20 protein-coding genes are annotated in these 24,951 nt (G+C 44.4%); 2 read left to right on the forward strand and 18 right to left on the reverse strand.

The window, feature by feature from the left end:
- Positions 1 to 118 precede the first annotated feature (118 nt).
- Positions 119 to 1,060: a hypothetical protein gene (locus tag ABUA31_RS04420; RefSeq protein ID WP_349818853.1), complete on the reverse strand. Its 942-nt coding sequence runs from the start codon at positions 1,058 to 1,060 to the stop codon at positions 119 to 121.
- Between the two features lie 230 nt (positions 1,061 to 1,290).
- On the opposite strand from ABUA31_RS04420, the gene ABUA31_RS04425 reads away from it, so the two are divergent.
- Positions 1,291 to 1,521, forward strand: a complete 231-nt coding sequence (locus ABUA31_RS04425; protein WP_055224268.1) for a hypothetical protein — start codon at positions 1,291 to 1,293, stop codon at positions 1,519 to 1,521.
- Positions 1,522 to 1,585: 64 nt separating this feature from the next.
- On the opposite strand, the gene sstT is transcribed toward ABUA31_RS04425, so the two are convergent.
- From sstT to ABUA31_RS04490, 13 genes are all read right to left on the reverse strand, one after another.
- Positions 1,586 to 2,836 carry a serine/threonine transporter SstT gene (gene sstT / locus ABUA31_RS04430; RefSeq protein ID WP_055280086.1) on the reverse strand — a complete coding sequence of 417 codons (1,251 nt, stop codon included), beginning with the start codon at positions 2,834 to 2,836 and terminating at the stop codon, positions 1,586 to 1,588.
- A gap of 247 nt (positions 2,837 to 3,083) precedes the next feature.
- The gene (locus ABUA31_RS04435; protein WP_349818815.1) at positions 3,084 to 4,199 is read right to left on the reverse strand and encodes a 5-methyltetrahydropteroyltriglutamate--homocysteine S-methyltransferase; all 1,116 of its coding nucleotides are present in this window, start codon (positions 4,197 to 4,199) and stop codon (positions 3,084 to 3,086) included.
- A gap of 131 nt (positions 4,200 to 4,330) precedes the next feature.
- A complete protein-coding gene (locus ABUA31_RS04440; protein ID WP_349818816.1) occupies positions 4,331 to 6,175 on the reverse strand; it encodes an ABC transporter ATP-binding protein in 1,845 nt (614 codons plus the stop codon).
- A 3-nt stretch (positions 6,176 to 6,178) separates the two neighbouring features.
- Positions 6,179 to 8,371, reverse strand: a complete 2,193-nt coding sequence (locus ABUA31_RS04445) for an ABC transporter ATP-binding protein (protein WP_349818817.1) — start codon at positions 8,369 to 8,371, stop codon at positions 6,179 to 6,181.
- 439 nt (positions 8,372 to 8,810) lie between these two features.
- Positions 8,811 to 9,017, reverse strand: coding sequence for a ferrous iron transport protein A (locus tag ABUA31_RS04450; protein WP_349818818.1), 207 nt, complete (start codon positions 9,015 to 9,017; stop codon positions 8,811 to 8,813).
- 268 nt (positions 9,018 to 9,285) lie between these two features.
- Positions 9,286 to 10,311, reverse strand: a complete 1,026-nt coding sequence (locus ABUA31_RS04455) for a branched-chain amino acid aminotransferase (RefSeq protein WP_004853734.1) — start codon at positions 10,309 to 10,311, stop codon at positions 9,286 to 9,288.
- Between the two features lie 185 nt (positions 10,312 to 10,496).
- Entirely contained in the window at positions 10,497 to 11,051 is a 555-nt protein-coding gene (locus ABUA31_RS04460) for a flavin reductase family protein (RefSeq protein ID WP_015533453.1), read from the reverse strand.
- A gap of 136 nt (positions 11,052 to 11,187) precedes the next feature.
- Entirely contained in the window at positions 11,188 to 12,327 is a 1,140-nt protein-coding gene (locus ABUA31_RS04465; protein ID WP_349818819.1) for an SLC13 family permease, read from the reverse strand.
- The gene (locus ABUA31_RS04470; RefSeq protein WP_015533455.1) at positions 12,324 to 12,869 is read right to left on the reverse strand and encodes a hypothetical protein; all 546 of its coding nucleotides are present in this window, start codon (positions 12,867 to 12,869) and stop codon (positions 12,324 to 12,326) included. Before ABUA31_RS04470 ends, ABUA31_RS04465 begins: the two co-directional genes overlap by 4 nt.
- A 117-nt stretch (positions 12,870 to 12,986) precedes the next feature.
- On the reverse strand, positions 12,987 to 14,357 hold the full coding sequence (locus ABUA31_RS04475; protein WP_349818820.1) for a glycerate kinase: 1,371 nt from the start codon (positions 14,355 to 14,357) through the stop codon (positions 12,987 to 12,989).
- Between the two features lie 178 nt (positions 14,358 to 14,535).
- The gene (locus tag ABUA31_RS04480) at positions 14,536 to 16,437 is read right to left on the reverse strand and encodes a fibronectin type III domain-containing protein (RefSeq protein ID WP_349818821.1); all 1,902 of its coding nucleotides are present in this window, start codon (positions 16,435 to 16,437) and stop codon (positions 14,536 to 14,538) included.
- Positions 16,438 to 16,662: 225 nt separating this feature from the next.
- On the reverse strand, positions 16,663 to 18,153 hold the full coding sequence (locus tag ABUA31_RS04485) for a helix-turn-helix domain-containing protein (protein ID WP_349818822.1): 1,491 nt from the start codon (positions 18,151 to 18,153) through the stop codon (positions 16,663 to 16,665).
- A gap of 166 nt (positions 18,154 to 18,319) precedes the next feature.
- Positions 18,320 to 19,699 (reverse strand): MATE family efflux transporter, encoded by a 1,380-nt coding sequence (locus ABUA31_RS04490; RefSeq protein WP_349818823.1) that lies wholly within the window; start codon positions 19,697 to 19,699, stop codon positions 18,320 to 18,322.
- Positions 19,700 to 20,191: 492 nt separating this feature from the next.
- On the opposite strand from ABUA31_RS04490, the gene ABUA31_RS04495 reads away from it, so the two are divergent.
- Positions 20,192 to 21,046: an ROK family protein gene (locus ABUA31_RS04495; RefSeq protein WP_349818824.1), complete on the forward strand. Its 855-nt coding sequence runs from the start codon at positions 20,192 to 20,194 to the stop codon at positions 21,044 to 21,046.
- Positions 21,047 to 21,109: 63 nt separating this feature from the next.
- Here ABUA31_RS04495 and ABUA31_RS04500 read toward each other — a convergent pair whose 3' ends face one another.
- The 4 genes from ABUA31_RS04500 to ABUA31_RS04515 all read right to left on the reverse strand — a co-directional run bounded on the left by ABUA31_RS04500 (position 21,110) and on the right by ABUA31_RS04515 (position 24,873).
- Positions 21,110 to 22,090, reverse strand: coding sequence for a glycosyltransferase family 2 protein (locus ABUA31_RS04500; protein WP_015533458.1), 981 nt, complete (start codon positions 22,088 to 22,090; stop codon positions 21,110 to 21,112).
- A 10-nt stretch (positions 22,091 to 22,100) separates the two neighbouring features.
- Positions 22,101 to 23,249 carry a glycosyltransferase family 2 protein gene (locus ABUA31_RS04505; RefSeq protein WP_015533459.1) on the reverse strand — a complete coding sequence of 383 codons (1,149 nt, stop codon included), beginning with the start codon at positions 23,247 to 23,249 and terminating at the stop codon, positions 22,101 to 22,103.
- Between the two features lie 117 nt (positions 23,250 to 23,366).
- Positions 23,367 to 24,203 (reverse strand): undecaprenyl-diphosphate phosphatase, encoded by an 837-nt coding sequence (locus ABUA31_RS04510; protein WP_015533460.1) that lies wholly within the window; start codon positions 24,201 to 24,203, stop codon positions 23,367 to 23,369.
- Positions 24,204 to 24,360: 157 nt separating this feature from the next.
- Positions 24,361 to 24,873 (reverse strand): DNA-deoxyinosine glycosylase, encoded by a 513-nt coding sequence (locus tag ABUA31_RS04515; RefSeq protein WP_192934988.1) that lies wholly within the window; start codon positions 24,871 to 24,873, stop codon positions 24,361 to 24,363.
- Positions 24,874 to 24,951 lie beyond the last annotated feature (78 nt).

Raw genomic sequence — 24,951 nt, forward strand, 5'->3', positions numbered from 1 at the left:
GGAATTTTCTGTTATCTCCACGAGCTGCGAAACATACTCTGCAGATTTCAAATACATATCGACTGCCTATATTATCCTCCCATGCTATCCGCAGCCCCTGACTACTGCCCGCGCACGCCTAGAACAAATCCAGCGTATTGTCAAGATATATCTCTTCTCTTACCCTCAGCTGGTACTCTGGCTTTGTCATATAGTATAGTAGAAATTCCAGCACTATGGCACTTCCAAGACTTCTTCCCTCTATCTTGAAATTTGAAAACCCCAGCGGCAGGTAAATGTTCTTTATATCATCTATACCTATAAATCCCGGATTCTCCATCGCTTTTGAGAAACGATAGCCACCTGCTGCGTTCGGCGATGTACAGCGGTGAATGGACTTCTCTCCGAGAGCCATACGGCTCACATCCTCATAGCAGACTTTCCTGTCCTGACAGGAGAACCAACAGCATTCGTTGCACAGGAATTCCACCTTGTCTTTCTGCTTTTGCGAAAGCGCTCCCAGCCTGTCAAATGCTTTGTTCAGCCGGAAATCCGGCACAACATACCTGAATTCATCCCGGTCAAGCTCTGCCGAAAACTGATCAAAGTCCGTGATGACCTTTGTTGTAGATGAAACCATATATAGTCCCGGATAGTTCTCCTGCAGATAGTCAAGCAACAACTCCGAATGGACTATGACACCGTTTTGAATATCACCATTATCAAACGCTCTGCACAAATCATTACACCGTTTATCAGCAAGGTGTTCCGGCCCCAGTAGTGAGTTGCTGAAAGTCAGCCTCGCCGATATTCCATACTCTCTCATAAGTTCCAGCACATCTCTGGCACCGCTGTCACCATATCCCACTCTGCCACCGCCCCAGAGGCAGTCACCCGGTGCACCATACACTGAACCGATATCACACCAGTCGTAAAAATATTCCCTGTGCTCACAGTATAGTGGCAGGAACGCCTTATACAGCTCGTAGAATTCAAAAAGTCCGGGCAGATGGTAATGTGCCTTGTATTCTGTTTTGTTATTCTCTGTCATTGATCTGCCAGACAATGGCTCATTCTTCATAGTGTTCATTTTTCCGTTTTTCTTTCAGTTCTCATATGTTATCTTAATTTCCGCATACTGTCTACAATTATATAAAAGTTCTTCATCTGTTGCAAACCATGTTTAGGATATTGTATATTTGAAAGAGTCATCGACCACCCAAAGATCAAAAAGAGGAAGAACGTCGATGCGGAGCTGGACAAGTTTCTGTAGGCAATACAAACAAACTGCAACGGAGGTTATTATTTATTATGGGGAATACATTCAGGGAAGTTAAATGTTTCAAATGCGGACACATTTTTATGTGGCAGAAAGATGGTATAGAATATCAGTCTGAATATCGTCTGGAAAGCACCAACGAACTTCTGGGAATTGCGGCATGTCCTAAATGCGGAACGGATATGTTGGTAATTCCGCATATTCTTGAGGGAATCTCTAAAGATTCAAATGGAATTGTGGAATCAGGGATACGGGGAATATAAAGACAAAAACAACCGGGTATGTTTCTTCCTGAACATACCCGGTTGTTTTTTATATGAAAATATCCTACTCATCTGGATTCACGATGGCGCCTATCTTAAACTCTCTGCCGTCCTTTTGCCACTGTCTGTACTCCGCTGTAGCGGCAAAGAGTACATCTCCCGATGAGTTGATTGCCGTCTCAAGTGAATCCTGAACCACTCCGATGATCATTCCGACAGCAACAGCCTGCATGGATATATCCTGTGGGATTCCAAACAGCGAGCACGCCATAGGAATGAGCAACAGCGAACCTCCCGCAACACCTGAGGCACCGCACGCGCCAAGGGTTGCCATAAGACTGAGCATGAGTGCTGTCGGAACGTCAACCGACACTCCCATGGTATTTGCAACGGAAAGCGCCATTATAGTTATAGTGATGGCGGCACCATCCATATTGATGGTCGCGCCAAGCGGTATGGATACCGAATACACATCCGGGTCAAGTCCAAGTCTTTTGCAAAGTGACATGTTCACTGGGATATTTGCCGCAGAACTTCTGGTGAAGAACGCCGTCACACCTGACTCTCTGAGGCATCTCCACGCAAGTGGATATGCATTTCTCCTTAAGACGATAGTCGCAAGGAGCGGATCTACGATCAATGCAACCGTAAGCATGGCGCCCACAAGCACAAGCAGCAATCTGCCATATTCCTTGAATATCGACAATCCACTCTCCGATACTGTCGTGAACACAAGTCCCATGATTCCAAATGGTGCGCACCCGATGATCCACCTCACGACGGTTGATACCGCATCCGATATGGATACAAGTGCAGATTTTATAGACTTGCTTGTCCGTCGCATGGCAAGTCCAAACAAAAGTGCCCATGCAAGTATGCAGAGATAATTTGCGTTGAGTATCGCATTTACGGGATTATCGGTGATGTTGAGCAAAAGATTCCGGAGGACCTCCATGATTCCCGATGGGACGACATCCGCCTGATATGATTCAAGGTCCAGTGTCATGGTTACAGGGAAAATAAAACTTGCGCTCACCGCCACTATCGCTGCGCACAGCGTGCTGAGCATATACATGATCGTCACCATACGGAACTGCTGGCCATTTCCCTTTCCTGCATTTGCAATTGAGCTGATGACAAGGGCAAACACCAGTATCGGCGCAATTGCCTTGAGAGCCCTGACGAACATGGTTCCGATCAGGCCTATTCCCGTTGCCCCCGGCACCAGAAGTCCCAGCACCGCACCGATCACTATTCCAACCAATATCTTCGCGATCAGCGACACCCTATTCCACATCTCTACAATCTTTTTCATGAATCTAACTCCTAACTATATCTATATTTCTGCTTTTTAACATACATTTTCTTTAGCATTCTTCTTTCTCAGAAGAAGTATCCTCACGAGCAAAAGCACTGGGAATATAACTCCCGCAAGGATTCCGCGTTTCTTAATAGTATCATATATCGATCAGGCTTGTATATAACAGATTTCATAACTCAAAAAAGCGGCGAACAGATTCTTGTTTCTGTTCGCCGCCACTTCACTTCTATAACATTCTATTTTATGACCAGACTTCCTCTGCTATCTCCTTAACGAGCTTGAGCTTTGCCCACTGCTCATCCTCTGTCAGCTTGTTTCCGATCTCACACGATGCAAATCCACACTGAGGGCTCAGGCATAATCTGTCAAGTGGTACATACTTTGCAGCCTCATAGATCCTTGCAATGACCTTCTCCTTATCCTCAAGAACCGGAGATTTTGTTGTGATAAGTCCGAGCACGACCTTCTTGTTCTCTGAAACCTTTGCAAGAGGTGCAAATCCGCCCGATCTCTCATCGTCATACTCAAGGAACAGCGCATCTACATTCTCATTTGCAAATACATAATCTGCAACTGTGTCATAAGGACCGCTTGTGAAGAATGTTGAGTGGTAATTTCCTCTGCAGATATGTGAAGTGATGACCATATCCTCCGGCTTTCCTTCAAGGGCAAGATTGTTCACTGCAAGCAGCTCCTTCTTGACATCCTCAAGTGATATTCCAAGCGACCTATATCTCTGCTTTGCTGCATCCCCCACTATGGCTCCCCATGTACAATCGTCAAGCTGCAGGTTTCGGCATCCAGCATCATAGAACTGCTTAATAACATCCTGATAAGCCTTTCCGATATCCTGGATAAGCTCCTCATTTGTAGGATAGAACTTCCTTGTGTTTGCAATATTGTCAGGTACTATCATCTGCTGGAATGTCTGTGCAGGAGCCGGTATCGTATACTTTGCAACTGTATTCTCATCCTCGAACTGCTTTAGGAACTTGAAATATTCAACAAATGGGTGCGTCTTTGCCTTTATCTTGCCTACAAGATAAGTGTCGTCAAGAACCGCAAGCTCTGCATCGAATTTTACACCATTTCCAGTGTTCTCATGGGCAACGCCCTCAAATCCCCACATGAAGTCAAGATGCCAGAATGTTCTTCTGAACTCGCCATCTGTGATCGCATGGAATCCAAGTTCCTTCTGTTTTGCAACAACCTTGGTAATCTCCTCATTAACAACTTTGTCGAACTCCTCCTTGGTGATCTTTCCGTCCCTGTATGCTGCCTTCGCATCCTTGAGTGCCTGTGGTCTCAGAAAGCTTCCTACAAAATCGTATCTGAAAGGTGTCTGTAATTTGCTCATATGTCTTTATCCTCCGTAGTGTTTTCTCGTTTTCTTAACTTGAGGATATTCTAGCAGGATAGGCTGTCCATGGAAAATACTATTATTTTGAGACTCGTCATAGTTTTAAGCTATGGGTATCTATAAATCCTTTAACTCCACTGCGAGTTATACAGATCCGCATAGAATCCATTCTGCGCCATAAGCTCATCATGGTTACCCTGCTCTATGATGTCACCGTCCTTCATAACAAGGATGATGTCTGCATTCTTGATGGTTGACAGTCTGTGGGCTATGACAAAGCTTGTCCTGCCCTTCATCAGATTGTCCATGGCTCTCTGAATCCTGTGTTCTGTTCTCGTATCGACTGATGATGTAGCCTCATCGAGGATCAGGACCGGATTGTCAGCAAGAATTGCTCTTGCGATAGTTAAGAGCTGTTTCTGTCCCTGGGAGATATTTGTTATCTCCTCATTGAGCTCCATGTTGTATCCACCCGGAAGTGCCGAGATAAATCTATGTGCATGAGCTGCCTTTGCCGCTGCGATTACTTCCTCATCCGTGGCATCCAGTCTTCCGTATCTGATATTCTCCATGATAGTGCCCTTGAACAGCCATGTGTCCTGAAGCACCATGCCAAATACATCCCTGAGCTCACGTCTGTTGAAGTCCTTAATATTGTGTCCATCCAGAAGTATAGCACCGCCATTCACGTCGTAGAATCTCATGAGCAGCTTGACCATGGTGGTCTTGCCCGCTCCTGTAGGTCCGACTATGGCTACTTGTTGTCCCGGTTTTACATGGGCTGAGAAATCCTTGATGATGATCTGATCCGGATTGTAGCCAAACTTTACATGTTCAAATGTAACTTCACCCTTGATTCCCTCTGTGGATACAGGATTCTCTACTATCTGCTCCTCTTCTTTCTCTTCAAGAAGTTCAAATACTCGCTCAGCGGCTGCTGCCATCTGCTGCATCATATTTGTGACCTGGGCAACCTGCTGAACAGGCTGTGTGAGGTTCTTCACGTACTGTATAAATGCCTGGATATCACCTATCTGGATAGTTCCTCTGATTGCTAGAGCCGCACCTGATATGGCAACTGCCACATAGCCCAGATTACCGACAAACATCATAATAGGCTGCATCAATCCTGAGAAGAACTGTGACTTCCATGCTGACTTGTACAGAGTCTCATTTGTCTCATGGAACTCTCTTCTAACGTCGTTCTCCTTATTGAACGCTTTTATGACATTGTGTCCGCCATACACCTCTTCAACCTGACCGTTTATGTGTCCCACGTATTCCTGCTGCTGCTTGAAGAATCTCTGGGATTTCTTGATGACAAACATCATGAGCATGATACTTATCGGAAGTATCAGCACCGAAATGAGTGTCATAAGCGGGCTGATCGTGAGCATCATCACGATTACACCGATGACCGTACTAACCGATGTAATGAGCTGTGTGATACTCTGGTTCAGACCATTTCCCATGGTGTCTATATCATTTGTGATCCTTGAAAGTACCTCGCCATAGGTTCTGCTCTCAAAGTAACTCATCGGCATCCTGTTGATCTTCTCGGACACCTCACGTCTCATCCTGTAGCACACCTTCTGTGTGATACCGGTCATGATGAAGCCCTGTACAAAGCTAAATGCCACACTCAGCACATACAGGCCAAGACAGAACAGCAATATCTTACCGATATACGTGAAATCAATTCCGCCGTTGCCTGTTACCTTGTTCATGATTCCCTCGGACAGGGCTGTTGTCGCCTTGCCGAGTACCTTCGGACATACTACGTTGAATACCGTACTTCCAATTGCAAATATAGCAACGACAACAACCGCGGCCTTGTACTTGCCTATATATCTGAATAACTTTCCTATCGTTCCCTTAAAGTCCTTGGCTTTCTCGCCGCCCATCATAGGACCGTGGCCTCTTCTAGGACCTCTGAAACTTCTCTGATTATTTGTCTGATTCTGTTCTGCCATGTCCTACACCTGCCTTTCTGAGTCAGTTCCAAGACTGGCCGCTATATCCGATGGAGAAAGCTGTGACTCGGCTATCTGCCTGTACTCCTCACAGGTCTGCATGAGTTCCTTGTGAGTTCCCTTGCCGACTATCGTACCCTCGTCAAGCACAAGTATCTGATCTGCTGAGAGTATTGTGCTTACACGCTGTGCAACGATAAATACCGTGCTGTCATTTATGTGCTCGCCAAGTGCCTTTCTGACTGCCACATCCGTCTTGAAATCAAGCGCCGAAAAGCTGTCGTCAAATATCAGGATCTTCGGCTTTCTTGCTATGGCTCTGGCTATAGCAAGACGCTGTTTCTGACCACCGGACACATTTCCACCGCCCTGAGCAACCGCACTGTCGTAACCATGCTCCTTCTCCTCTATGAAGTCGGATGCCTGGGAAATCTCAGCTGCAAGCTTGACATCTTCATCAGATGCATCCGGTGCACCGAATCTTATATTGGACGCAATCGTTCCCGAGAACAGAATTCCCTTCTGCGGAACAAAACCGATATTCTGTCTCACGCTCTCCATAGTGAGGTCTCTTATATCCTGTCCGTCTATCGTTATCGAACCCTCCGTAACATCATAGAATCTCGGGAGGAGCTGAACCAGTGTACTCTTACCACAACCGGTACTTCCTATGATCGCCGTAGTCTGTCCAGGCTTGGCCTCAAATGAGATATTCTCAAGTACATTCTCATCTGCGCCCGGATATGCAAATGCGACATTGTCATACTTTACGACACCCCTTGGTGCTTCAAGCTTCTTTGCCCCGGCTGCGTCCTGAACTGTCACTTCAGTGTTTATGATCTCCTGTATTCTATCTGCTGCCACGCTGGCACGAGGGAGCATGACTGACATCATGCTGAGCATAAGGAACGACATGATGATAAGCATTGTGTATGTAATAAATGCAGTCATTGATCCTACCTGAAGGACACCCGCATCAATCTTGTGAGCTGCCACCCACTCTATTAGTATGCTTATGGCATACATGATGAACATGAGTATAGGCATTGCAAATGTCATGACTCTGTTGACGAACAAGGTGTTCTTCGTCAGGTCTTTATTTGCCTCATCGAATCTCTCTTCCTCGCGTTCCTCTCTGCCAAATGCCCTGATAACCGGGATACCTGTAAGTATCTCTCTTGACACAAGGTTTACTCTGTCCACCAGTGTCTGCATAACTTTAAACTTTGGCATGGCAATGACCATAAGCGTTCCCATGAGGATCACAACTGCTGCTATACCGATGAATATTACCCAGCCCATTCCGGCTCCGTTCTCAACAACCTTGACGATTCCTCCAATAGAAAGTATCGGTGCATATAGAACCATTCTGAGCATCATAACTGTAACCATCTGTATCTGCTGGACATCATTTGTAGATCTCGTTATAAGAGATGCAGTTGAAAACTTGTTGATCTCAGCATCCGAAAATGCGATAACCTTGTTGAACACCTTCTCTCTGAGTCCGCAGGCAACGCTTGCCGCAACCCTTGACGCCACAAGTCCTATGAGAACCGCAGCTGCTGCCATGAGAAGTGACATTCCAAGCATCTTCACCGCTGCCCACTTCAGATATGACATCTGTCCTGCCTTATAATCGTAGCCAAAGCTGTCATAGCATATCCTTGTACATGCGATGGCTGTGGATTCCATATAATCCTCCCCCATGCTGTCGAGCATGCCGTCAACCGTAGGTTTCATCTGTTCACCGATCTGCGCCCACATCTCCTCCGGCATCTCGTCAAGGGTGATTCCCATCTTGTCTAGCCCTGCCTTGATCTCATTGTCCTCGTCAGAGTTCACCATCTGATATGGATAGTAATACATCATAAGCCCCTTCATACAGGCACTATCCACTTCGTCTATGTGTTCCTCGCCGTCTTCTGTCAGGTAATAATAACCATCCGAACCATCTTTATAATATTTCTCCCATACGGCTTTCTCATCGTCATCCATAAATCCGTCTATCACTTTGTAAGCTTTCTCCGGGATCTGTTTCGGACTGCAGTTCTCTATACCATAGTTCTGTATACCGGTATCTATGAGCTTTGAGGTGTAGTCCGGAAGTGACAGATCACAGTATGCCTGCAGAACGAGAAGCAGGGCTATGATAATGACCGACTTCCAATACGGCTTCAGATTTCTGAATATCTGCATGTCATTTCCTCCTTGAACAATTATTGATCAGATGAATGTATCCCCCTCTAGTCTTTCTATGTGCACAACATAACATCACCTGTACCGGATCGCTCCCGCTCATTTCGGCCTACAGCGGTACTAAGGACCGGTGGTCTCAAATGTCCTGTACAGGTGATGTTATGTTGTACACGTTAATGTACATTATGCAGGGATACATTCATCTGATATCTACGCTTTCTTCTGACGGAGAAAATGCCATGCTTTAGCTGACGTTGTTTTCCCCTTTACATTTCCAAGCGTATTCTTACTTTATTTGAATATCTTTGAAAGTTTATCATTGCATATATTCTCAGTCAATTAAATATCTATAAAGATTTAATAATTTTTATGACAAAAAACCGGCAGCCGCTGTTCTCCAGCAACTGCCGTTTTTTCCCCGTTTCTTCTGACTTTCAATCTAAGCCAGCTTTATCCGCTCCGCCGCATCCCTTGTTATTGCTAGTCTTTTTCCCTTTGCCTTGATTATCACATTACCAAAGTAAGACGATACGACCTGCACCTGATCTCCGGTCTCAAGCTGGCATGCACCGAACAGTGATCTGTCCGCACAGTTCCAGGCTACCTCTCCTGAGAAACCGTTTACTGCATCTGATAATGACATCATAGTAACCACCCCTTCAAAATAATTGTTTTTATGAATTTTATTGTGTTTCAACGCACTATCCGATATACAATTTATCTTTCGTTTCTTCTATTGTCTACACAATTATAGTTCTTCAGTGTCGGTGCAAGTCAATTCTAATTGTTAGTATATGGGGCTAATCTTTCTTACACCGAACTAACTTGGATACACAAAAACCCCACCGACATCCGACTTACCATCAGACATCTGTGGGGTATAATGTTCTCAATAATTATTATCTCACACCGAATTACTCGATTACCTTAAGCCATCCCTCTGGGCCTTCGATTCTGCCCATCTGGATTCCTGTAAGAGTATCATACAGCTTCTGGATAACTGGTCCCATCTTCTCCATACCGCTTGGGAAACAGATCTCCTTGCCGTGATCGTTGATCTTGCCTACAGGTGAGATAACTGCTGCTGTACCGCACAGACCGCACTCTGCAAAATCCTTAACCTCATCGAAGTATACTTCTCTCTCCTCAGCCTCAAGTCCAAGGATATCCTTTGCAACTACCATCAGTGAACGTCTTGTGATCGATGGGAGGATACTGTTTGACTTAGGTGTAACTACCTTGCCGTCCTTTGTAACAAAGATGAAGTTTGCTCCACCTGTCTCCTCAACCTTTGTTCTTGTAGCTGCATCGAGATACATATTCTCATCGAATCCCTCTTTGTGTGCTGTAACTATTGCATGAAGGCTCATTGCATAGTTAAGACCAGCCTTGATGTGTCCTGTTCCGTGAGGTGCTGCTCTATCGAAATCTGAAACCTTGATTGTGATAGGCTTTGCGCCGCCCTTGAAGTAAGGACCAACTGGTGTTGTGAGGATTCTGAACTGATACTCGTCTGCCGGCTTAACACCTATAACTGGATTTGAACCGAACATATATGGTCTGATATATAATGTAGCACCTGATCCGTAAGGTGGTACATAATCAATATTTGCCTTTACTGTATCTACTATTGCCTGTACAAATCTATCCTCTGGGAAAGGTGGCATCTCAAGTCTTCTTGCTGAGTCTGCCATTCTGCTTGCGTTGAGGTCAGGACGGAAACATACAACACGTCCATCCTCTGTTCTGTAAGCCTTCATTCCCTCGAAAACTGTCTGAGCGTACTGAAGAACACCTGCGCACTCGTTTAATACTACGTTAGGATCCTCTGTGAGTGTACCCTCATCCCATGCTCCGTCCTTATAATTTGCTACAAATCTCTTATCTGTCTGAACATAGCCAAATCCAAGGTTTGCCCAATCGATATTCTTCTTATCCATATCTACATCTTCCTTTCACTTTAGCTTGTGCTTTTTTGTATGTGTCTGTTATATCACATTATTTCGCCTTTTTCCATATGTATATTGAACATTTGCTTGAAAAATTAAGGTTTTTCTTCCAAAAATGGCTAATTTTTTCATGTTACAATGTACAATTTGATGATTTTCCCAAGTTACAAGCTTGTCTACTTCAACTTATTACCCTCTGAGAAAGCATCACCAACCCTGTCGCCGAGTGCAAAATATCCATGTCCGATGGTGTCAAACACGATCGGATGGAACTCTTCATATGTGATCTCGCCGTCATCGCCCAGGATACGGTCATCTGCAACAACATTTACGATCTCGCCGAGGAACTTGTCCCCGTCTATGATCTCCTTGAGCTTGCACTCCATTGTCAGTGAAAGCTCGTTGATGACTGGAGCATTTACAAACTCGCTCTTTCTGGTTGTAAAACCAGCCTTCTTCATCTTGTCTGGCTCGTCATTTGCCGACACGATTCCCACATAGTCACAGGCTGCCACATGCTCTGCATCAGCAATGGCAACTGTGAAAGCTTTGTTCAGCTTTATATTCTCGGTAGTCTTATGACTTCCAAGGTCAAATATGATCTCATTTGCTCCGACTATTCCGCCCCATGCCGCATTCATGACATTTGCATTGCCATCGGCATCGTATGTTCCGATCATCATGACCGGCTGTGGCACCAGCATAGGTTTTGCACCAAGATTCTTACTCATATTATCTGCCTCCTTAATTTGAAGAAACTTACCATTCTATTTTATGACTACTGCCATCTAAGGGCAATATTTTTTTGGCTAAAATAGTCTTACACAATGTACGACAGCAGTGAATATTGTTCATCGTAAGGCACGTTTATTTTATTATATTCCAAATGCATATTAGTACCGCCAGGAACAGCACATTTGCAAATGTGAAATATGCCAGATATCTTCCTCTGGCGCCCTTGTCCTGTCTCGCCACGTATTTGAATGAGATCAGACTTGCCATGGACGCAATCAAAGTTCCGAGTCCTCCGAGATTGGTACCGACTATCAGATCTGTGTATTTATCTGTAAATCCCGACAATAACACCGCCGCTGGCACATTACTTATGACCTGACTTGCAAGTACTGATGTGATCATCTCATGCCCGCCAAGAACACTCTCCACAAATGTCCTAAATCCTTCTATTCTTCCCATGTTTCCGATAAACACGAAGAATCCCACAAATGTGAATATCAGCGAATAGTCTACCTGCAGCAGCAATCTTCTCTGGCATATAAGGACTACCACAAGCACTACCACAAATGTCACCCAGTATGGGACGATCCGCGCCACGGTGAGCAGCGACAGCACAAATAGTATGCTATATATACCCACCAGCTTCCTGTTCACCTGTATATCACCGCCTGAAAGTCTGATCTCAAGCTGCCTGTTTTTTCCTTTCATGCATACTATGACACATATCACAAGAAGCACTGCCGATGCCACTGTATATGGCAGCATGAGCAATACAAACCTGCCTGCGCTGATCCCTGCAAGTCCGTACAGATACAGGTTCTGCGGATTGCCTATGGGTGTCAGCATACTGCCAAGGTTCGCAGCTATGGTCTGGAGGGTTATCGCCGGCACCATCCATCTGGTGAGTACTTCCTCTCCTGCCATACCAAGGACCGTGAGTGTCATCGGTACAAATGTTATGAGCGACACATCATTTGTGATAAACATGCTGAAAAAGAAACACATGAATATCAGGACAATTGTCACCGCCCGGAGCGAACCCATACGATTTATCATACTTTTCGCTATGATGCCAAACATCCCCTGCTGTGAAAATCCCGCGACCACTGTCATAAGACAGAAAAGTATCGCAAGTGTCCTGAAATCTATGTAGTCCACATACGCGCTGTCCGGAGGCACGATAAATGCCGATATCACCGCCAGCAGAAGTGCCACGGTGAGCACTGTCTCTTTGCGGACAAATTCTCCGATTTTCTTTATACCCCCGATCATGGTCTGAATGTCCTGAGTGCCTCTATAGTCTTGGTGATCAATTCATCAAGTGACCAACCAAGCATATCTGCACCTCTTTCGATGACCTCCCTGGAGCATCCCGCAGCAAATCCCTTGCTCTTGTATTTCTTCTTAACTGACTTGAGTTCCAGATCTTGAACACTCTTTGATGGTCTCATAAGTGTAACCGCTCCGATAAGTCCTGTAAGCTCGTCCACAGCATAGAGAACCTTCTCCATCTCATGTTCTGGTTTTATGTCAACCGTGATACCATAGCCATGGCTTGCCGTCGCATGTATGATCCTCTCGTCAACACCGTGCGCTCTCATGATCTCCTGGGACTTGATGCAATGCTGCTCAGGATACTGTTCAAAGTCCAGATCGTGAAGCAGTCCGACTATTCCCCAGAACTCTTCCTCATCGCCATAACCAAGTTCCCTTGCAAAATACCTCATGGTTCCCTCTACGATCTGTGCATGCTCCAGATGAAACTCATCCTTGTTGTACTCTGTGAGTAATTCCCACGCTTCTTCTCTTGTCATCTTTTTATTCTCCTCGTATTATATAGTAGTAAATTTATTTCCTTGCATATCTCTTCATTTTTTGCAGAAAAAATTCACACGCCTCTGATTCTGTTTCAAACAAATTCAATCCCATATCTATCTAAGCAGTGCAGGTCTGCACACACGTGCCGACATCTGTTCCTTAAGTTCTGTGATCTTTGCGGCACACGTCGTCAAATTCGCCGCAGCATTTTCAGGCTTCATCGCCGTTCTCACCTGCTCCGAATCACTGTCATCTATACCAAGCACATTGTTCACTGCGTAACACTCATTGAACAATCCTTCTTTGACACAGTTCTCCGCACCATCCCCAAGACATCCTCCTATGGCGATCACATATTTGCCGTGTTTCTTTGCAAGCTTTGCGACTCCCAATGGGGTCTTGCCCATCATGGTCTGGGCATCTATCCTGCCCTCACCGGTTATGACAGTATCTGCCCACTCTACATCCGCCTCAAGCCCTATCTCTGACAGAACTATATCTATTCCCGGCATAAGTTTTCCACCTAGGAACATGAGAAACGCATATCCAAGTCCGCCCGCAGCGCCGGCGCCTAGTGTATACCTGTCGAATTTTCCTGTTTCATTTTCACCTACAGGCTCTGTATCTACGTCAGTTTTTTCATATCCACAGTCAATAAGCTGTGCCGATTTGCTCAAACCTTCTACAGATTCTTCTACAATATCAGCATAATGCTTCATGTATTCTTCCATGAGCTCAACAGTCTCCGCATTTGCCCCCTTCTGTGGTGCAAATACCCGGCTGCATCCGAGCTCACCTACAAGTGGATTCGTCACATCACAGGCGATACGGAATGAACAGTGCATTAACTTTGATACAAATTCCACTTCGCCATCACCTGTCACACGAGAAACTTCAGCTTCTTTCTGGCCAGATTTATTGTCAATACCAAACATACCATCAGGTCTGATCATACGCTCCAGGACGCCAAGCCCCGCCGCTCCATATGGCACATCCTTCCCATCCGCATCAAGACAGGAAAATCCAAGAGCCTGAAGCATTCCTATCCCGCCGTCATTCGTTGCACTACCACCTATCCCGATGATAAAACGCTCACATCCCTTTGAAACGGCATCATTTATCATCTCACCGACACCATATGTAGTCGTGTGCATCGGATCTCTCCGGTTCTCCGGAACAAGTGGAAGCCCCGCCGCCGCTGCCATCTCCATGACAGCAGTTCGCCCGTCTGCGGCATTATATATTGTATATTCCGCAGTGATCCTATCACCAAGCGGTCCGGTCACATAACATCGCTCTCTGCTGACACCATCTCTTCCATATATAAGAGCATCAGTAGTGCCCTCTCCGCCATCAGCCACAGGACGTACCCTGACCTCTGTATCCGGTAATATTGACTTTATTCCTTTTTTTATGGCATTCCCCGCTTCAAGACTCGTCATGCTTCCCTTGAAAGAGTCAACCGCCACAAGTATCTTCTTCATAATAACTCCTGTCTGTATACTGAAGCACCAGTCATCCATCTTTGTACATGGCTGAAGCTTCACATCGCCTTTGTATATTATAATACCATCTGCAATTTTTGCACACAAAAAGTGGGGCGTATACAAAACTGTTGTTATGTTCTGTATACGCCCCGTTGTTCAAAAGGATGTTATTAAGCTATTTTACTTTAACTGATTTCGCCTTGCTCCACGCAGAGTAAAATGTCACTGACTTTCCATTTATCTTTACTGTCTTGTAGGTTCTCACACGTACATAATATGTCTTTCTACTCGCAAGCTTCTTGACACTTGTTCTGATCGTCTTGTTCTTGCTTACAGTCTTTACCTTTGTGCCTCTTCTGAAATTCTTATTTGCACAATACTGTAACTGGTAACCCGTTGTCTGTGTCATCTGCTTGTTCCATCTGACTGTCATGCTGCCCTTGCCGGACGCAGTCGCAGCAATGGTGGTTCCCTTCGGATTGATGGTGAAATACATTGTCTTCGAATCCTTATATTTATTTCCGCACAATGTGACCTTGACCGAATATTTTCCTACATTTTTTCTCCCCGCACTGTAGGTGGCCTTGTAATCCTTATTCTTTGTCAGAATATTCCCAGCGGCATCTTTTACTGTAACCGCCGGTGTTCTGACCTTTCCATTATATACATACGAAGCCACATTAAGCTTAATTGTAGACACCTTGGATATTCTGGATGTCGAAAGCTTTTTGCCGCATGACCTACACGTTGTGGTGATGACGCCAGCCTTCGACATTGTTGCTTTTGTTGTCACAGTGTTCACCTTTGTGGCGTGCTTACATACGGTCGTCTTTGCTGTGAGGACGCCAGACGCGGCATTACTATACACCACGTAAGTGTTCTGTATATATTCAAGCTCACCGGATACCTTGTAACCATGTGACAGCATATACTCATTGCTGTAATACTGGTCTCTTGTAAATGAAACATTGTCTTCTGACTTCTCCACCATACAATATGATGACACATTTCCATACTTGTCTGTCACATCGCCAAGTACACCTGCTATGTCATATTTGAAATATGCATAATCTTTGTAGTTATTATCTATTGAATTATATAAAAATACACACTTATCGCCCGTCTTCTCCTCAATGTACACATATGCAGGTGAAGAGGATCTTAAAGAATATCCGGCAACAGATTCTTGTGTATCGGTGTATCCACACTCCTCAGCGTTGAATGTACCCTCTGTAGTCTTCAGCTCATGCATATAATACTTTCCATCGTTTCCTGGTATAGGCATGAGCTCATACTCTGTATATATACGCACATTCTCTGCCTTTATCGTTCCATCTGGATTATACTCGGTACGCACCCCCTCCGTCACGGTATACAATTTCTTATCATCAGCTTTTTTGTACACCTGACAAATGTCACCTTCACCGCTCAGATCAATCTCTATGCTCTGTATCTGCTCATAGTTCATTCTGGTTGCCTGTGTCTTCTGAAGACCGGTCAAACCATTTACAGCAAAACAATCTGCAACCGTTGTGTTCATGGCCAGAACAAGGTTGCCGTCCGTCTTTCCCGCAAATGCGTGTACCTCAGCATTTCCGCTTATCTTGAAGTATGATCTTGTTCCCTCCGGCTGTAAAACTATTGCGTCAGTTGACTTCTGCTTCTCGTTGACATACAATTTACCGTCACCAACGATTTCCACAGAACCGCCATATCCATCTCCCCATGCATACAATGCACTTACATGACTCGTTCCCACGAGCTTGATCTTAAAATCATCGCCCATCATATTGGTAACGACCCTGTAATCCGGCAAATTACAATTGGTGAGTGTCAAAGTGTTCGTACTCTTGTCATACACCGCACCTTTGGCACTGGTAGTTGTTCCTGCCTGCGGAGTCCTGAAGCTGTACACATATATCTCTTCGTTATTATCCGGATTGTAGAACTCAACATATGCAAAGCTCCACTCCTCATCCTCACACGGGCCATTGTTTGCGGCCATCGCCGCGACACCGCCTACCGTCAGAATAAAAATAAACGACAGCAGAAATGTCAATCTCCTGAAATGCTTCATAGTCATTCCCCCTTCTATGATATTCTTCGTCTACAGGTAAGTAACTCACCTGTTGTTTTATGTCATAGATTATAGTCATCTGCTGTCGTTTTCATAACGTTACATATGTCTCAATATGTGCTATATATTCAATTTTACATTTATTCATCACTTTTATCTAATCCATATGTGTATTTTCAATCTGGCACACTTATACTTCCATAGCAATCAACTCTCACGCAATCATCATTCCTCATGCCATCCATAATAATACTGAATAAGGCCTACTCTGGTCTTCGTTCCAGTCTTCTCATTCATGGAAGATATATGCCTATATAGGGATGCCCTTGATATGTACAGCTCATCCGCTATATCCTGTACACTGCCATCAGATACAAGCAGCTTCTGCAACACCTCCCGCTCACGTCCAGTGAGGTGATGAGCATCTGCAAAGCATTCAAAATCAACCTCAACTCTTGCGTTAGAATTCTCCGCCGATTTCGTCACTTTTTCTTCATCATATCGTCTATATTGTCCCTTCTGTAGATTTTCAAGCACAAATACCGCAATGCTTATAAGTACGAGCAACAATATGACCACTACACTCATAACCATGATTCCGGGGGAATCTATCAGCATATATGATATTATTCCCACAATACCCGCACCAATGTTGTTGACTGCCCTTCCGGCACCAGACCAAAGCGCTGACCAACGCATTCCATAGGATACATTTATGAATCCTGTCGTGAAATACACTACGAAGAATCCGGCTGCAAGATAGAATACAATCAGACCTATGATAAATGCCCCTCCAAACTCTATGATAAGCATGGCTATAACGGACAACACTGTAACGCAGTACATCATCTGATTCATAAAGCGCTGATCTTTTATATCAAACAAGAAGCCTGCTGCAACTCCGCTTAATGCGAGAAACAACCTTGGCCATTGCCCCACATCTGCCCCGCCCTCAGCGTGGACAACGGTCACAACATTATCCAGTGCGGAAAATATAAACGTCATAAGAAGAACAACCATCACAAGCGCCACAGCCACCGATCCGCTATCAGGAGTTGTTTCGTCACATTTTTCTTTGCAATCCTTTTTGTTCCGCTCATCTACCATGTATGTGTCCACTTCCGCTTCTGCGTATTCATCTCTGGCCAGAAAAAGTATCACTGCAAGTGCCACTATGGCCAGCGAGAACATAACCATACGCAGGATCACATTGTCTATAAGATTATAATTGATATACTGCAGAAGCAGTCCAAGTGCATATGAAATTCCCACAATTACCGTAAGATGCTTTCTATCCGTATAATCGCGGCTCACATCGTGATACACGCGTCCTCCCATAACACCACACACAATAAAGAATATAATTCCATATAACAGTATCAATTTGCCGGAACACAGTATTATCGCTGCGAGCGCGGCAACCTCCACTATATTCAAAGTAATAATTATTATCTGTTTGATTTTGCTGCCGACATATCTCTCAATCAGTGCATATATGAATAGTCCCACCGCACTGGCCAGCAGTATCACACTCTGATACAACAGAACACTTCTGGCATCCACAAACTCCGCAGCCCTGCTGTCGAAGAAGAATTCCATACCCAGAAATACAAAGCTGAACAGAGCCAGCGAGATCACACTTCTGATATGCGCCGGTTCAAAGCCTTTTTCATTATTATTTATTTTTTCAACATCCACTGATCTTTCCCCTGACATATATGGTCATCTCCTGTTTATTCTGTATTAAAGATAATATAGTGCTGAATTTTTGTCAAAATATAAAGTATGCTAATTCATAACACCTATACCCCTTGGAGTATCAATGTGATTGAATCGAAGAAGGACGCCCCCCAAAAGGCGTCCTTGCTATATTAATTATTATCTATGCATTTTCCGTACCGTCATCTTCTCTCTGACACTTTCTTATATACACAGAAAATCTCACAGATGCGGTGAGTGCTATCACAATCCATGTAAATATATTCGTATACCACACTCCCCAGAATCCCATCTTTAACACATACATCAGTATCAGTGCAAATACTATCCTTCCTCCCACCTCAAGAGCACCATTCAGCATGGAGAACACCACATCCCCCATTCCATTTAATGCGCCTCTCATGGTATATATCGTTCCAAGTGCAATATACATACTTCCGGATATCACAAGTCCCTTTGCGCCAAGCCTTATGACATTCTCCTCCGTCACGAAAAATCCCACAACATTTTCCCTGAAAACTGCTACCAGACAGAACAATGCTGCACCAAGAGCCAGCGTGATGAGCTCTGTCTGCCATACCGCTCTGCGCACCCTTTCGTACTTGCGTGCGCCACAGTTCTGTCCTGCAAATGTAGACAATGCAAGTCCCAGAGAACTAAACGGCTGGAATATGATTCCCTCAACCTTTCCTGTTGCAGTATATGCAGCCATGACCTCCGAACCATATCCATTTATAAGGGTCTGCAGTATTGAGCAGGATATTGATATCATGGAAGTCTGAACCGCCATTGGTATACCGATACTGAAATCTTCCTTCATTATATCTCTGTCAAACTTGAAATGGCCTCTCTTCAGTCTGAAATAGGGATTGGTTTTCACCGCATAACATATAGAGCCAACGCTAGACAGGATCTGACTGAGAACCGTTGCATATGCGGCACCGGCAACGCCCATATCCATGTATATGACAAACACTATATCAAGCACAACATTTATGGCAGAAGCAATCATGAGAAATATAAGTGGGGTCTTTGAATCCCCAAGTGCCCTTAGCACAGCAGAAATTCCGTTATAAATAGCCACCGCTATCGTAAATCCACAGGTGATCCTCATGTATGTATATGCGTAGTCAAATGTCTCTGCAGGGGTCTTCATGAGCCTTATAATAGGCCCCGCAAAACAATATCCCAGTATACTCATGAGTGCACCAACCGCCAATATAACAAACAATGCATTTGCTATGGCTTTTTTTACCTGCTCTTCTTTCTTCGCTCCAAAATATCTTGATATGACAACACCTATTCCAGATGCCATTCCATTGCACAAAGAAAAAAACAGGAAACTGATCATTCCAACTGATCCCACACCGCCAAGCGCATTTGCCCCTAGATGACGACCAACCACTATCGAATCAACCAGGCTGTATACCTGCTGAAATAGATTGCCTATAAGTAGCGGAACTGAGAACTTCATGATCAGTTTCATACTGCTTCCCTCTGTCATATCCATAACATATTCTTTTTTGTTCAATACCTTTTCCACTATGTTTGCTCCTTGTATATATTTAGATTATCCATGATATACAAGCTCATGAATCACCTTGCAGATTTTCATAGCAGCACCATCCGTATTGTAATCCCTGTGTATTAACCCATATGCCTCATCATAACATAAGTTATGCTAAGGTCAAGAAGCTAAATGGCTAATCTTCTATATACTCAACATAATCTCTTTCATCAGCGAAAAGCTGGTACTCTCCGTCCACATATCCCATATACCCTTCCGAAACAAAATATCCTTTTATCATGATCACGCCTCCTGTACACTTTATCTTCCAAGCTTCAAGCCTCTATCAAGCTCCTTAATATGGCTCTATCTTATCTTGTCAAGTGTCCAAAAAAGCGTACACCAATTCTCTTTTATATTCCACAAGTACCGACGCAAATCCGGGCTTGAAGATAAGTGACACGGCATATATAATGTATATAATTTTGAAAAATTTCTGCCATATAAGCATGGCACCAAGGAGGAAATATGTACTACGGCGCACTTGAAGCCGGTGGCACCAAGATGGTTTGTGCCATAGGCGATGCAGACAAGAATATAATAGACAGAATATCCATACCGACGGGCACACCTGACCAGTCCGTGCCTGCCATGATAGATTACTTTAAGAAATATGACATATCCGCTCTCGGAATCGGTACATTTGGCCCGGCCGACATCAATCCTAATTCCCCTACCTACGGCTCCATCATGAGGAGTCCCAAGAAAGATTGGGAGGGATTCAGCCTTTACAAAGCATTTACGGATGCGCTTGGCTGCCTGGTTGTGGTGGACACAGACGTAAACGCAGCAGCCTGGGGTGAATACCTGTATGGAGCACTGAAAGGACTCAACTCGGGAATGTACCTCACTGTTGGAACCGGCATCGGCGGCGGTATAATATCCGATGGCAGACTCATTCACGGCATGGAACACCCGGAGACAGGCCACATCCTCATCCCTAGACGAACCGGCGATGATATACCATGTACCTGCCGATTCCACCAGAGCTGTGTAGAGGGTCTTGCATCCGGCCCTATGCTTGAGCGCAGAACCGGAATGAAAGGCAAAGACATCCCAGCCGACTCACCGGTATGGGATCTTGAAGCATTTTATATAGCTGAGGCACTGGTCAACTACACCATGTGCTACTCAGTTGAGAGGATCGTCCTTGGCGGCGGAGTCATGGACAACAAATTCCTGTTCCCTATGATCCGCAATTACTACACTGAATTGCTGTCGGGTTACATCGACATGCCACAGGTCAATGACACCGACACATACATTGTTCCCGCAGGGCTCGAGGGAAATCAGGGCATCATAGGTGCTATGAACCTGTTCTGATACACACATTTGTCTACCAAAAAACAGTTTCACCGATCGACTGGTGAAACTGTTTTTTCTTTTCTATGCTGTTGCCTTCTCGTACTCCTCAAAGGTCTTATCCATGATAACCTTGTACTTGCCATACTCGGTCTTGTTGTAGAAGCACTCCTCTGAAAGACTCTTGATACCAAACTCCTCGAACCACTCTTCCTTAAGTTTGTTGAACAGAACCTCCTTCTTTGGTCCTGTGATGGTCTCCAGATGCCACAGACTGAAATGCAGTGCATAGTTGATGTAATCCTGCTCATACTCCCAGAAATTGCCGTGGGCTTCAAGCGCCGCCTTGAGTGCCACAAGAGCCTCGTGGAAGCACTGCCATGACTTCTCTCTGGTGTTGGACAATGACTTTGGATTGTTTCTTCTCTGGTGTGCAAGCACCTCGTCCACTATCTCTATATTTGTTGCAAATGCTATCGCTGAAAATACGAACAGCATATCATTCGAAGTTCTGAGCTGCTGGAATCGGAAATGGTTCTCCTCAACATATTCCCTGCTGAAGAGCTTATCCCAAGCCCATCCCACAAATACCTTGAATATATTGCCCGTGAAATTACGAAAATACATTGGTCTGTACGGTGGAAGCTCCTTCTCGTGAAGTGTCCATCTGACCTGAACAAATTCCTGAAGATCCTCTCTGTACTGATCTGATCTGAACACAACTACCTGAGCTCTGGTCTCGTGAGCCTTGCTCCATGCCTTTTCCAGCATGTCCGGCTCAAAGAAATCATCGGAATCCAGAAATGAAAGATACTCTCCGGTCGCGATCTCAAGACCTTTGTTTCTCGCTGCCCCGGCTCCGGCATTTGCCTGCTGTATAACCTTTACACGCTGATCCTTCGCCTCATATTCCTTCAATATCGCCAGAGAATCATCTGTGGAGCCATCATCCACGCAAATGATCTCTATATCCTTAAGTGTCTGACCCACTATGCTGTCCATGCACTGGCGCAGATAATCAGACACATTGTAAACAGGAAGAATAACTGATACCTTTGTACCCATAGCTTTACCTCTATTTGTTTCGACTAAATAAACTCTTGATCTTTCTAGGTATGAACATAATGACCGCACCGATCCTGAATGTAGGTGTCTTCTTCACTCTGTCCAAATCTGCACGGGTCTGATGAACCAGACCACGGAGTCTCTTGACTTCTCTCTCAAGCTTGCGCTCACGATCTGTACATGCGATCCTTGTATAATAGTAATCGTCAGGGGACTTGATGATAAACTGGATGTTCGCCCACTCAAGCTTTGTAAATATAGTCTGATCAATCTCCTGCATCTCCATTGCTCTCTTGAACTCGGAGCTGTATCTTCTTATATAATCCTTCTTGAATTCAGGTCCGATTCTCCTGATCGTCTCGTTGTAATTGTGGTATTTCTTGAGCCAGTATACGCCTCTGAAACGCTCCCAGATCTCGGGATCCTTTACAAGTATATCTCTGATGTGATCATACTCAACATTGACACAGTATACCTTCTCTCTGCTGTGAACAGATGAATTCGGGTTATCTCTGCGGTTCATATAATATGGCTTGTTCACTATCATAGCTCTCTTGGCATATATAAATGTCTGGAACCAGAAACCATTGTCCTGGAATGATGCTCCCGGAGTCTCGTTGTGTCTGATATGATACTCCTCTATGAAGCTTCTCTTGTAGATTCCACTCCATGTGTTCATAATGAAACGGATCGCACTTGGTGTCTCGCTTGGATTGAACACAACATTATAATCCTCTGCATTCGGTGACAAGTGGTTGTACACCAAAGTCATGTTGCCATTGTCATCGTTGCGCTTAAATCTATAGAAATCTGCCTTTACAAGGTCAAGGTCGTTCTCAACCGCCTTGTTGTACAGTTCCTCATACATATTAAGTGGCACAAAATCGTCAGGCTCAACTATACCAATATACTCACCTGTAGCCTTATCAAGACCGATATTCATGCCTATTCCATAACCGCCATTTTCCTTGTCAACAATAATGATACGGTCGTCTTTCTCCGCATATCCCTTTAATATTTCAAGTGAACTGTCTGTAGATCCGTCATTGATACATATGATCTCGATATCCTTCAATGTCTGATTTACAACACTATCCATACACTCCACCAGATACATCTCTACGTTATATGTTGGAATGATGATTGAAACCTTTGCCATCTTTCTTCTCCCATAAAATTTTATCACAATGTTAATATGTGCTATAATGCACAATTCATGGGCATTATAGCACATACTATATATATTATGCAATTTTTGATTTTATTTATTTATAAGCTATGCAAATAAGGCAAAATATGCAAGAACTATAACTCCGAGCACGATCCTGTACCAGCCAAATATCTTGAAGTCATGCTTCTTGATGTAGCTCATCAGGAACTTGATGACAACAATGGATACAAGGTATGCAACGACACAACCTATAATAAGTATAGCGAACTCAGCACTTGTAAATGACAGTCCGAATTTGATCATCTTCAGAGCACTGAGTCCGAACATAACCGGAACCGCAAGGAAGAATGTGAACTCCGCTGCTGCCACTCTTGATACACCGATGAGCAGAGCGCCTATGATGGTGGCACCTGAACGGGATGTACCCGGTATGATGGAGAGCACCTGAAACATACCTATAAGAAATGCTGTCTTGTATGTTATGTCGTTCAGCGTCTCAACCTTCGGTGTTCTGGTCTTGTTCCAGTTCTCAATCACAATAAATGCTATTCCATAGAAAATAAGGGCAATCGCTATGACAACCGCTGTGTGCAAATGCGCCTCTATGTAATTATCAAACAGTATCGTAACTATCGCTCCAGGTATACATGCAACAACTGTCTTGAACCACATACTCCAGGTATCTTTCTTCATGACAGGCTGTGTCTTGTCTTTGAGCTGGAAAGGCCACATCTTATTCCAGAATATGGTCACGACAGCAAGTATCGCTCCAAGCTGTATCACCACGAAAAACATTTCCTTGAAATCAGTGCTCGCATTCAGTGAGATAAATTCATCCACAAGAAGCATATGTCCTGTGCTACTGATCGGGAGCCACTCTGTGACTCCCTCCACGATACCAAGGAATACTACCTTAAGTATCTCGATAAAACTTAATGCCATCTCTTCTCTCTCCTTTTAACTTCATTATGAATATTTTAAATTCACAGCGGATATCTGACTCCATCCGGCTGCGGTCTCTATGATAACATATTCTCACTCGTTGTACATCATTCTACAGAAAGCTTTAGAAAATGTTATGTATGAGTTTATCTTCTGTCTATAATTTGCATATATCCGGTATCTCAGCACCCCAGATGTCAACCAGCTTATCCACTGAAAACGCAGCATTTGCCGGGCTTGTGGACGGAAGTACAACAGGTTCTATGCCAAGTATCTTCTGCTGATATTTTGCATAATACTTTCCTGAGGTCTTGCCGTTGCATATCACTTTTGTGACCTTGGAAGCTTCCACTATCTTCGACAGATCCGTGGGCGTAACATTCTTTATACTGCTGTCGCTTGAACCTATGATGTCACAACTGTAGATCGCATCCCACAGGGCTATGTGGTGTGCATGCAGCATGGCTTTCTTCTCATCTATGGTCACCGGAAGTTTCTCGCCAAGCACTCTGCTGATGACCTTCCAGAATCTGTTCTGCGGATGTCCGTAGAAGAACATCTGCTCCCTGGACTTCACCGATGGCAGGCTTCCCAGTATGAGTATCCTTGATTTCTCGTCGTATAGTGGGGGAAATGGATGTACTATATGTTCATATCTGTCCTCTGTCAATCTTCTCACCTCTCAGATAATATTCAAATAACTTTTTCCATTTTTCTGGTACATTGTACGCCACCTGCCGGTTATTTT

The organism is Coprococcus sp. RTP31081st1_H1_RTP31081_211007, assembly GCF_040227275.1.
In the GTDB taxonomy this organism is placed as follows: Bacteria; Bacillota; Clostridia; order Lachnospirales; family Lachnospiraceae; genus Coprococcus; species Coprococcus aceti.